The organism is Dialister pneumosintes (assembly GCF_001717505.1).
Classification (GTDB): Bacteria; Bacillota; Negativicutes; order Veillonellales; family Dialisteraceae; genus Allisonella; species Allisonella pneumosinta.
This window is the reverse complement of record NZ_CP017037.1, coordinates 615,953-627,584: the sequence shown is the minus strand read 5'-3', so window position 1 is coordinate 627,584 and position 11,632 is coordinate 615,953. Positions and strand designations below refer to the sequence as shown.

Below are 11,632 nucleotides of genomic sequence, written 5' to 3'. Positions count from 1 at the left end.
AAGGAAATTTTACAGGAGCATCTTTTGATTAATAGATTATTATCAAACTTTACGGACAAAGAGAGAATAGAGGAAGTCATAAGATTTCTTATTGTTGGAGGAGGCTGTTTTCTTCTTGAATATATTTTGTTATATGTTTTAACTGAATATATGCATATAGGATATTTAGTTTCTTCTGCTATAGCGTTTACGGTTTCGTTACTTGTTAATTATATTCTTTGTTTGCTTGTTGTTTTTAATGTGAAGCATCAAAGCAGTTTAGAAATAGGGTTATTTATTATTACTTCATTGATAGGATTAATAATTAATCAAGGAGTTATGTGGTTTTTAGTTGAAATCATTGCATGGTGGTATATGTTTGCAAAAGTGATTGCAAGTGGAATCGTTATGATTTGGAACTATATTACAAAGAGATATATTTTAATTAGAAAATAATGATATAAAAAAGCAAGGAAAATAAATTCCTTGCTTTTTTATATGCTTCAATGTATGTGATCCATAAACACATATAAGTTATTTTATAAATCATTAAAATAACTTGTGTATTTAAAAATCTATGCTAAAATTATAAAAATATTAAATTCATAAATATAGATATTACCAATGCTTTATAGGAGGAATTTGCATGAATAAAAAATGGAAATGGATTATCATAAGCATAAGTTTGCTTGCTATAGCATGTGGTGGAGGATATAGTTATGTATCCACGCAAGAAAAAGCGGTACCTAGCTATACACTTGGGAAAGTAGAAAAAGGCAATATATCACTTCATATTGATGCTACAGGAACTATAGAACCTATCAATAGTGTAGACTTATCAGCTAACGCTTCCGGGATACTTGAAAAAGTATATGTGAAACAAAATGAAAAGGTAACTGTAGGACAAAAACTGGCAACAATCCAATCAAAAGCTTTAAATAGTACACGAGAAGACGCACAAAATACTTTAGAAAATAAAGAATCATATTATAATCGTTTAATTCAGTTGTATCAACAAGATGCTATTTCCTACCAGACTTTAGATAATGCACGTTTAGAATATTTAAATGCTAAGGCTGCTTATGATAAAGCACAAGCAGAAGTAAATGACACAGTGATTATATCTCCGCTTGATGGAACTGTGATTGGAGAACCTATGAAAGCAGGAGAAACGGTTTCTCAAGGGTTAGCTAGTCAAATGCTTATTATGACGGTTGCTGATTTAAGTAGTATGCAAATTCAACTGCTTGTAGATGAAACGGATATAGGAGGAGTTATTGCTGGACAAAGTGTAGAATTTACAGTTGATGCATATCCGGGAAAAGTATTTCATGGTGTAGTTAGAAATGTTTCTAAAAAGAAATATTCTTCATCCTCCTCATCAGTATCCTCTTCTGTTATTTACTATACGGTATATGTAACTATTAATACAGATGAGTTGGAAGGTTTATATCCTTCTATGACTGCTCGTGCGACTATTATTGGGAAAGAAAATAAAGATAGCTTATTAGTTCCTGTTACTGCTATTCGAACGGATGCTTCAGGATCTTATGTCTACAAGTCCGTAGGGAAAGAATTGAATAAGGTTTATGTAAAAACAGGTATTACTACAGATCAAAAAGTAGAGATTTTAAAAGGATTATCTGAAGGAGATGAAATTGTTGTAAGTGGTACTATTGCGAATGAAATAGACACTAAGTCTGACAACAAGCGACAAAGGAGACCATAACTATGACAAATATAGAGGATAATGTAATTAATTTAATAAATATTTCTAAAAGTTACTATATTGGAAAGCAAGAGGTCCCTGTATTAACAGATATTAATCTCTCTATAAAGAAAGGCGAATTTGTATCAATTATGGGATCTTCCGGAGCAGGTAAATCCACATTAATGAATATTTTGGGATGTTTAGATCGTCCTACAACCGGATCTTACTTGTTAAATGGGAAAGAAGTTGCTAATCAAAACGATGATGCGTTAGCGTATACAAGAAATAAAGAGATTGGGTTTGTATTTCAAAGTTTTAATTTAATTCCTAGGCTATCAGCATTAGATAATGTTATTCTGCCTATGATTTATGGTCATGTATATAAATCAGAAAGAAAAGAAAGAGCACTTCATATGTTGGAATTGGTAGGGCTTGAAAGCAGAATTGATCATGTTCCGGCAGAAATGTCAGGAGGGCAACGTCAACGAGTTGCTATAGCACGTGCATTAATTAATAATCCTTCCATTATTATGGCTGATGAACCAACAGGTAACTTAGATAGTAAATCGACAAAAGAAGTAATGGAAATATTTACAAAATTATATAAATTAGGTAAAACTGTTATTTTGGTAACACATGAAACTGGTGTAGCTAATTATGCGTCTCGTCATGTTATTCTTTCTGATGGACATATTAGTAAAGATATAAGAGGTAAATTGGTATGACAAATATTTATCTTGAAAGTATGCAAATGGCATGGCATTCTATTGTAAGTAATAAATTGCGATCATTGCTTACCATGTTAGGAATTATTATAGGCGTATCCGCAGTTATTGCGTTGATGTCTGTTGGTTATGGTGTAAAAGCAGATATTGAAAATGATATTTCAAGTCTTGGCTCTAATACTATTACGATTACACCAGGAGCTAATGATAAACCCGGCATGAAATCTGCTGCAGGATCCATGAAGAATCTTAGTTATAAAGATTATTTAGCTATTCAAAATTTGCCCAATATAGATTTAGCAGCGCCTATAGTAAGTGATAGCTATATAACTGTTAATGGGAATAAGAATTGGACTACTTCAGTTACAGGAATTACTGTAGAATATGCAGATATTTCAAATCAACATCTTAATGAAGGGCGTTGGTGGACTACTGATGAATATAATGAACGTACACGAGTTGCTGTTATAGGAAAAACTGTAGCAACCAATTTATTTGGGAAAGAATCTCCTTTGGGGAAAAAAATTAGAATAGGGAATCAACCTTTTACAGTGATTGGGATATTAAAAGAAAAAGGCTATAGTTTTCAAGATCAAGATGATAAAATTTTTTGTCCATTTACTACAGTTCAGGAACGTATGATGGGAATTACTTATGTGCATGCTATAGTGGTATCGTCTAAAGATAGTAGTCGATTAAATCAAATAGAAACAGATGTGACTAATCTGTTAAGAACTCGGCATAAGACATCTTCTCCTGATGATGACGATTTTAGTATACAAAATTCACAAGATATTTTAGAAACGGTAGAAAATACAACACAAAGTTTAACACTTTTTCTTGGATGTATAGCTGCTATTTCTTTATTAGTAGGTGGTATAGGTATTATGAATATCATGTTAGTTTCTGTGACTGAACGAACAAAAGAAATCGGTATTCGTAAAGCTTTAGGAGCTACTTTTCATATGATTATTATTCAGTTTTTAATTGAATCTGTAACGGTTAGTCTTACGGGAGGTATTATTGGTGTAATTATTGGATGTAGCATAGCGAAGATACTTCCACATATAGTATCTATATCCACCGTTATTACATCAGCACCTGTTATCGGTTCTTTTTTCTTTTCTGTTTTAATTGGACTTGTATTTGGTATTTATCCTGCACGAAAAGCTGCAAAGCTTAATCCTATAGAAGCATTACACTATGAATAAAAAAGAAATTCCTATGTATTGTACATAGGAATTTCTTTTTTATAAAAATATGTGACATATGTTAAAATTAACATATGAAAAGAGGGGTTATGAAATAGTAAAACAGGGGAACAACAAAAAGTAAACCAACAGATATAGATGGAACAAAGCCACATTAATACGTATTTTAACAAAATAAGAGTATTGTGGCTATGTAGATAAAAGCAAGTGACAGATTATAGACAATGTGCATGAGCCGATTATAGACTGAACTACTTTTGAAAATAATGTATCTGTTAAAAGACTAAACGGCGATGGAAAAATTTCCTTTCAGGCTTGATGTACTGTAAATATTGCTGAACGTGAATCCACATTCGCACCATACTCAAAAACGGAAAAGTACAGCGTGTAACCTATTGTAGTGGATATACAAGAGGAAACGCAAAATAACCTAAATGCAATTCCTCATATCGTATTGATCTCAGGCTGTTATGGAAACATTAGTAGAAGTATTGCGAAAGATAGCACCGTATTCTCCAGAAACTAAAGCAGAGTTTGAGAAGCTAAAAAAGCAGTCTGGATAAAGAGCAGACTGAAGAAGTCAAGAAATATAAAAAGCGTATGCCACAAATCACAGACAGAATGAAATAGTATAGAAAGAGTAATGAATAAGCTCTATGAAGAAAATTTTCTTGGCAATATGGATACAGAACACTATGAGCAATTATCAAGAAAGTATACGGAAGAATACTATACCTTGAAAGCAGAAGAGGTAAAAATATGTTAGATTATAAAGTTTTTTTATTGTATATTTTGATTTTTGTACTTGGCGGTATTTTAATTGTAAGATTTGCAAGGCTGCTAAGCTATTTATTCTTTCCGGATGATTATTATACAAAGCATTTTTGTGAGTTGAAACCTCTTATAAAAGTTAAGAGTAAAAAAACAGCTTGGATATTAAGTTTTCTTATACCGATTCCTATTATTGTTGGATTGAGTTTTCTGCGATTGGCCCATATCGGTGACTTTCTTTGGTATCTTTCGCTTTATGCTAAACCAAAGACCGCATTTTATACTTTAGGTTTTATATATTTTGTAGAGGCTTTTATATTTTTGATTATTATACTGGAACAAAAATCAACAAGAAAAACATGTAAGAGTAAACAAAAATTGATACTAGCCACTTTATTTTATTCCATTCTTATTATTAGTTTGTTTATAGGCATATATAAATATATGCCTGAATTTTAGGAATAAAAGATTAACTCCATAAGAAAAAATTGATAGAGTTTTTTGCAGATAGGGAAAATATAAAAAGTCAAGGAGTGGTTAAGGATTTTGAAAATAAATTATATTTTTTTAGAATTACAAGTAGAATATCTAAATTAGAAACAGTAAATCAAAAAAGGTTTACTGTTTTTTGTTCAAAATTAGAAAGAGAGGAAAACGAAAAATGAAAAACATAGAAGAAAAATCTTAATAGCAGATGAAAAAATCAAGCAGTTACAAAATAAAAGAAAAGTAAACAGGAAGATTTTTATAACGCGCATACAGCAGAGCTTATTTTATTTGAAAGTGCATTTAGGAGAAGGTAAGACCTTAAATATATCCAAATGGAAATCAGAAGTTGCCACTTTGAAGAAAGACAAACAAAACCTTTACAATCAAATATTAGAAATAAGAGAAGAAGTAGAACAAGCAGAAAAAAGTTAAGACCTGTATAGAGCAGTTACAGGAACGGGAGAAAGAGCATACACCGGTAAAGAGAAATGAGTTAGGGTTATGAAAAGTGGTATAATAATTCGGTTAGTATAGACAAACAAAATTGAACTTATAAAGATGAAATTATGGTGACTGGGAGTATAACAATGTTTCGTAATGATACTTTATGTGATATCAAAGGGGCATTTAATGAAAAAATATGAATTTAGGGCAGTGAGATCAGGTAAACAAGAGACAATCATAGGTTTTGCTTTTTCTGCGATAATCATGTTTCCGATTTTAGCGATACAGCTCGGGCTGTTTTATACAGGCTTGGATAAAAGCATAAAATCAAATCAATCTTCTTTGTTTGAATTTGGATATGTTTTTTTCATGTTTTTAATAATTTGTGCGAGTTTTTTCCTTGTCAGTAAAATACAAAAGAAGTTAGTAAAAAATTATGTCGTAGAACTTAATGTGACAAATATCAAAATCTTGGAAAATGGAAAAGAAATCATGTCTGGTTCGGTTTCGTATTGCGAGATAATAAACAAAGCAAAAGGAAATCATATAAATAATGTATCTATCATAATATATACTGATACAGATAAAATAACCTTTAAACTTAGGAGTAAGAAGTGGAATAATATTATGGGGAGTTTTCAGTTAAATCCTTTAGGAACAAGTGATGCAAAGGATATGAAAATCGCATTGGAGTTGAGTAAAGATATTAAAGAGATTCTTGAGAAGTATGTAAGTGCCAATTAATGAGTTTGTTCGTTAACTTATAACGTGCAAAACAATTTTTAGGGGATGAAAAAGTTAAATTGTATTGCTAATATTTTTCTGTATTAAGTTCTTGGAAAATTTGAATATTATTCAAATTTTGCCGACAAATACGCTTGAAGAATGAAGTAAATAATAATTGCTTTAGTCTGACAAATAGAGGGATATCAAATACCAAAACAGTAAATCAAAAAGACTAGAGGTTTTTTCTTTGACTAAAAATGAAAATACCTTACAGAAAAAGCATCTATAAATATAAAAAGGTACTTGACAAAATGTTTCTTGAAATATAAGCAAAATTATAAAAACAAATATAGATATACAAATCAAATAATAGGCTTATGTGGTTATAATAAGAGAATAATAGTAATTCATTTATATGTTATAATGCAAGAAATAAGAATTATATTGATGGAGGTCTATAATGGATTTTTCACTTACACCTAAACAAAGAGAAGTTGTAGAACTTGCAAGAGCTATTGCACAGGAAGAAATCAAAGTAGCATCTTTGATTATAGATAAAAACGGAATAGTTCCTGATTCTTTGATGAACATATTAAAACAATCAGGGATGACGCAATTAGCGATACCCAAAGAATATGGCGGTGCAGGATTGGATATTTTAACTGTAGCTATGGTTGCAGAACAATTAGCGATGGGGTGTGCCGGCATTGCTACTATTTGTGCTGCTAATGCATTGGCTACGTTTCCTGTTCTTCAGGCGGGAAATGAAGAACAAAAAAATATATGGTGCAATTGTTTAAATGAAGGTGGTATGGCAGCGTTTGCTTTGACAGAACCCGGGGCCGGTTCTGATGCAGGCGCCGTATCTTGTCAAGCAAAAAAAGTGGATGATGGATATCTTATTAGTGGAAATAAATCTTTTATTACCAATGGACCTATAGCAGATAAAATTGCTTTATTTGCTAATACTAGACAAGAAGGAGGTATTCGTGGACTTACTTTATTTATGGTAGATGCTAAAGCTAAAGGTGTTTCTATCGGGAAGAAAGAAGATAAGATGGGGATTCGTGCTTCTTCTACCTCTGAAATTATTTTTGAGGATTGTTTTGTACCCGACTCCCAGCGAATAGGTAGAGAAGGGCGTGGCTTTAAGATTGCCATGCAAACATTACAAACATCTCGTCCGGTAGTAGGTGCACTGTCTGTTGGTATTGCACAAGCCGCTTTAGATGAGGCAGTTGCTTATTCACAGCAAAGAAAACAATTTGGTGCAAAAGTTTCTTCTTTCCAGATGGTACAAGAAATGATTGCTAATATGGCAATGAAGATTGAAGCAGCACGTGGATTAGTATATAGAGCATGTGTAATGCAAATGAATAATGATCCACAAGCAGCGATGTTTTCTGCTATGTCCAAATGTTATGCATCCGATATAGCTATGGAAGTTACTACAGATGCTGTACAAGTCATGGGGGGAGTTGGATATACTCGTGATTTTTTTGGAGAAAAATATATGCGTGATGCCAAGATTATGCAATTATATGAAGGAACTAATCAAATTCAGCGTCTTGTTATTGCAAATGAAGTTCTTCACTGATACAATGTATTTATAATGGTAATGATGAAGAAAGAATTGTTTACATTATTCTCAGGGATTCGGTGAGAGTGTGACACCGAAAATAATTAAATGGTTTAATTCACTTCGGAGCCTTTATCTGAATTAAGTAGGATAAACGTATAACTGCGTTAAAGTTTTTGAGTAAATAGCAAGGGTGGTACCGCGAATATACACTTCGCCCCTAAGGGGTGGAGTGTTTTTATTTTTTATAATTAAATCTTATTTAGGAGGAGTACATAATGGAAGAAAGAAATTTTCAAGAGCTGAAAAAGAAAGCATCCTACTTATTGGAATCTATCAAGGAAAAAGTAGGAAATACAGATGTAGTTTTAGAAGCTCGGAATCAAATGATGAATCTTCTTGATGATATAAAAAAATTAGAAAAAGAACATCAAGACTCATTATCTGAATTTACCAATGTTTTGCATGCTCATGTTATGGAATTTATGACGTCCGATTTAAAACATATGAAAGAAGAAGCTTCTTTGAAGATCCAAGCAGCATTAAATGAGAAAGAACTACATGAAGTACGTGTTGCTTTTTTAGGCAAAAAAGGACGTTTAACCGGTATTTTACGTATGATGAAAAATCTTTCTGATGAAGTGCGGCCGCAAATGGGCGCTATGGCAAATCAAATTCGAAATGAAATTGAGTCCATGGAAAGTCGAAAAAAGGAAGAACTTAAGAATAAAATTTTAATGGAAAAAATTGAAAGTGAAAAAATTGATATTACACTACCTGCACGTCACGATAGAAGAGGGCATATTCATCCATTAAATAAAGCATTACGTACTATTGTAAAATCATTCACACGTATGGGGTATTCTGTAGAAGAAGGTCCGGAAATAGAAAGTGATTATTACAATTTCTATTGTCTTAATTTGCCTAAAGATCATCCGGCAAGAGATATGCAAGATTCTTTTTATATTACACCCGATATTCTTTTACGTACGCAAACTTCGCCGGTACAAGCTCGTATCATGCAGCGAAACGAACCTAATACACCTATTCGAATGATTGCTCCAGGAAAAGTTTTTCGTTGGGATAATGATGCGACACATTCTCCTGTATTCCATCAAGTAGAAGGTCTTGTAGTAGATAAGGGTATTAAATTTTCTGCTTTAAAAGGAACTTTAGAAGTATTTTTAAAAGATTTATTTGGTTCGGATACAAGAATTAGATTCCGTGCAAGTTACTTTCCTTTTACTGAGCCCAGTGCAGAAGTGGATATTTCCTTCTCTTCTCGTATAGATGAACAAAGTGATGATCCGAATTGGCTTGAAATTTTGGGTTGTGGTATGGTACATCCTAATGTTTTTGAGCTTAATAATTATGATCCGAATAAAGTGAGCGGGTTTGCATTCGGTATGGGGATAGAACGTATTGCGATGCTTCTTTATGGTATAGATGATTTACGTTTATTCTATGAAAATAATATGAAATTTTTAAAACAGTTTTAATGAAAGGAGATTTCTATAATGAATGTTTCATTAAAGTGGCTTAAAACACTTGTTGATATCAAAGACTTACAACCGGAGGAAATAGCAGAAACTCTTACTATAGATGGTATTCCTGTAGAACATATTATTCATCCCGCTGCCGGAATTAAAGGGGTAGTAACCGGTAAAATTTTGGAAGTTGAAAAACATCCGGATGCAGAACATTTAGTAGTTTGTCAATTAGATGTAGGACAAGAAGAACCGGTACAAATTGTTACCAGTGCAGATAATGTAAAACCGGGACAGATTGTTCCGGCAGCTCTTCCGGGGGCACGTCTTCCTGCAAAACATGATAATAGTGCTCCTAATGGAATTAAAGTTGGCGAAGTAAAAATTAAAAAGGGAAAACTTAGAGGGGTTCCTTCTGCCGGTATGATGTGTTCTGTATCGGAACTGTTGCTTGATGTAAACTTATATCCGGATCAAGAAGTGGAAGGAATTATGATTCTTCCGGAAAACACTCCTATAGGTGTAGACTTCCATCATGCATATGACTTGGATGATATTTTATTTGAAATGGAATTGACACCTAATCGTGCAGACTGTTCCAGCATGGTGGGCATGGCAATGGAAACAGGCGCGATTTTTGATAGAAAAGTAACACTTCCTGAAATTAAGGTAAATGCAACAGGAGAATCTATTGTAGGTCGAGCTTCTATTAACATAGAAGACTCTAAATTCTGCCGTCGTTTTTGTAGTAGATTATTGGAAAATGTAAAAATTACACGTTCTCCGGAATGGATTGAGAATAGACTTAGAAGCAATGGGATTCGTCCTATCAATAATATCGTAGATGCAGCGAATTATGTAATGTTAGAGTTAGGACAACCATTGCATACATATGATTATGATAAAATAGCAGGACATTCATTGACTCTTCGTCATGCACATGAAGGGGAATGCTTAATTACGCTTGATAAAGAAGAACGTAAGCTTACTTCTGAAGATTTAGTTATTGCAGATAATAATGGAGTAGTAGGCTTAGCCGGAATTATGGGAGGATTATATTCAGAAGTAACGGACTCTACTCAAAATGTATTATTGGAGGCAGCTGTTTTTGACAGTGTATCCATTCGTAAAACTTCTCGTAGATTTGGATTGCGCAGTGAAGCATCCGGAAGATATGAAAAGGGCGTTAATCCTGTTCGTACAGAAGATGCTATCAATAGAGTTTGCCAATTGTTAGAAGAGCAAGGTGCCTGTATTGTAGCGAATGATATTCTTGATGAATACCCTGTTTTACCTGTAAAACAAGTCATAGAGACCACCTTTGATTATATTAACTCTTACATCGGGATTTCTCTTTCTAATGAAGAAATTATAAATATATTAGAACGTTTGCATTTTAATGTAGAATCAGATGCTGGCAATCTTAGCGTAACAGTACCTGCCTTCCGTGTGGATTTAGACGGGAAGCAAGATTTAGCCGAAGAGATAGCCCGTGTATTTGGGTATGCTAATATCCCGAACACCACGCCATGGAGTCATATCACAGAGGGGATGATGAGTATTGAAAAAGAAGCTATAGATAGCATTGAAGATACTTTGATTTCTAATGGATTTTCTCAGGTTTTAAATTATAGCTTTATGAATAAAGACGATTTAAATAAATTCAATTATAATTCTTCTGATGAAATTTATAATGCCATTCCAATTTTAAACCCCATTTCTGACGAATATCCTGACTTACGTACTACTTTATTCCCTGGACTTATGGGGACATTGACTTATAATTTATCACAGAAAAATACAGATTTAGCATTTTTTGAAGTAGGAAAAGTATATCAACCGAAAGAGTTACCTTTAAAGGATCTCCCTATAGAAAAAACTTTAGTTTCAGGTCTTATGACGGGAAGTATTGGTGAAGACGGATATCCGAATAATCATAAGGCATATGATTTTTATGATATAAAAGGAGTTATAGAAAATATCCTTAATGTACTAGGGATTAGAGAATATGAAACTATAAGAAGCAGTTGTCCGGTTTTCCATCCGGGAATTTCTGCAGATATTATTAAAGATGATAAAATAATAGCTTCTTTTGGTGAAATACATCCGGCTACTTTGGATGCATATCATGTAAAGAAGAAAGTTTTAGGATTTGTATTACATCTTACCGATTTAGTTCCTTTTATCAATGATAGAATACAATTTACTATCATTCCTAAATATCCGGCATCTGTACGAGATTTGGCAATTTTAGTTCCGATAGAGCTTACTAATGAAGAAACTAAAGTAATAATTGAAAAACGGGGGGGCAAGCAATTAGAATATGTTCAATTATTCGATTTATATCAGGGGGAACAAGTACCTGCTGGATATAAGAGTATGGCATATTCCTTGTCTTTCCGGGCAGCGGATAGAACACTGACTGATTCAGATGTAGATGGTTGGATTACAAAAATTGTTCAAGAATTAGAAAAGAATAATTGTAAACTCAGATCATAAATAAAAAGATG

11 protein-coding genes and 1 other annotated feature are annotated in these 11,632 nt (G+C 32.9%); all 11 genes read left to right on the top strand.

Annotation, left to right across the window (positions count from 1 at the left end; all coding sequences use genetic code 11):
• Positions 1 to 24: 24 nt before the first annotated feature.
• Positions 25 to 435, top strand: a complete 411-nt coding sequence (locus BCB69_RS03115; RefSeq protein ID WP_022514171.1) for a GtrA family protein — start codon at positions 25 to 27, stop codon at positions 433 to 435.
• A 190-nt stretch (positions 436 to 625) separates the two neighbouring features.
• Positions 626 to 1,708 (top strand): efflux RND transporter periplasmic adaptor subunit, encoded by a 1,083-nt coding sequence (locus tag BCB69_RS03110; RefSeq protein WP_022514170.1) that lies wholly within the window; start codon positions 626 to 628, stop codon positions 1,706 to 1,708.
• 2 nt (positions 1,709 to 1,710) lie between these two features.
• Positions 1,711 to 2,415, top strand: a complete 705-nt coding sequence (locus BCB69_RS03105) for an ABC transporter ATP-binding protein (RefSeq protein ID WP_022514169.1) — start codon at positions 1,711 to 1,713, stop codon at positions 2,413 to 2,415.
• Positions 2,412 to 3,626 carry an ABC transporter permease gene (locus tag BCB69_RS03100; RefSeq protein WP_022514168.1) on the top strand — a complete coding sequence of 405 codons (1,215 nt, stop codon included), beginning with the start codon at positions 2,412 to 2,414 and terminating at the stop codon, positions 3,624 to 3,626. The genes BCB69_RS03105 and BCB69_RS03100 overlap by 4 nt, the downstream gene beginning before the upstream one ends.
• Before the next feature lie 643 nt (positions 3,627 to 4,269).
• A complete protein-coding gene (locus BCB69_RS06545) occupies positions 4,270 to 4,392 on the top strand; it encodes a hypothetical protein (RefSeq protein WP_257784616.1) in 123 nt (40 codons plus the stop codon).
• The gene (locus BCB69_RS03095) at positions 4,386 to 4,856 is read left to right on the top strand and encodes a hypothetical protein (RefSeq protein ID WP_022514167.1); all 471 of its coding nucleotides are present in this window, start codon (positions 4,386 to 4,388) and stop codon (positions 4,854 to 4,856) included. The genes BCB69_RS06545 and BCB69_RS03095 overlap by 7 nt, the downstream gene beginning before the upstream one ends.
• A 318-nt stretch (positions 4,857 to 5,174) precedes the next feature.
• Positions 5,175 to 5,318, top strand: a complete 144-nt coding sequence (locus tag BCB69_RS06580; protein WP_173644810.1) for a hypothetical protein — start codon at positions 5,175 to 5,177, stop codon at positions 5,316 to 5,318.
• 198 nt (positions 5,319 to 5,516) lie between these two features.
• Positions 5,517 to 6,074 (top strand): hypothetical protein, encoded by a 558-nt coding sequence (locus BCB69_RS03090; RefSeq protein ID WP_022514166.1) that lies wholly within the window; start codon positions 5,517 to 5,519, stop codon positions 6,072 to 6,074.
• A 442-nt stretch (positions 6,075 to 6,516) separates the two neighbouring features.
• Positions 6,517 to 7,653, top strand: a complete 1,137-nt coding sequence (locus BCB69_RS03085) for an acyl-CoA dehydrogenase family protein (RefSeq protein WP_022514165.1) — start codon at positions 6,517 to 6,519, stop codon at positions 7,651 to 7,653.
• Positions 7,654 to 7,665: 12 nt separating this feature from the next.
• Positions 7,666 to 7,860 (top strand) — a binding site (T-box leader).
• Between the two features lie 260 nt (positions 7,861 to 8,120).
• A complete protein-coding gene (gene pheS / locus BCB69_RS03080) occupies positions 8,121 to 9,134 on the top strand; it encodes a phenylalanine--tRNA ligase subunit alpha (RefSeq protein WP_173644821.1) in 1,014 nt (337 codons plus the stop codon).
• A gap of 18 nt (positions 9,135 to 9,152) precedes the next feature.
• Entirely contained in the window at positions 9,153 to 11,621 is a 2,469-nt protein-coding gene (gene pheT, locus BCB69_RS03075) for a phenylalanine--tRNA ligase subunit beta (RefSeq protein WP_069176979.1), read from the top strand.
• Positions 11,622 to 11,632: the final 11 nt, after the last annotated feature.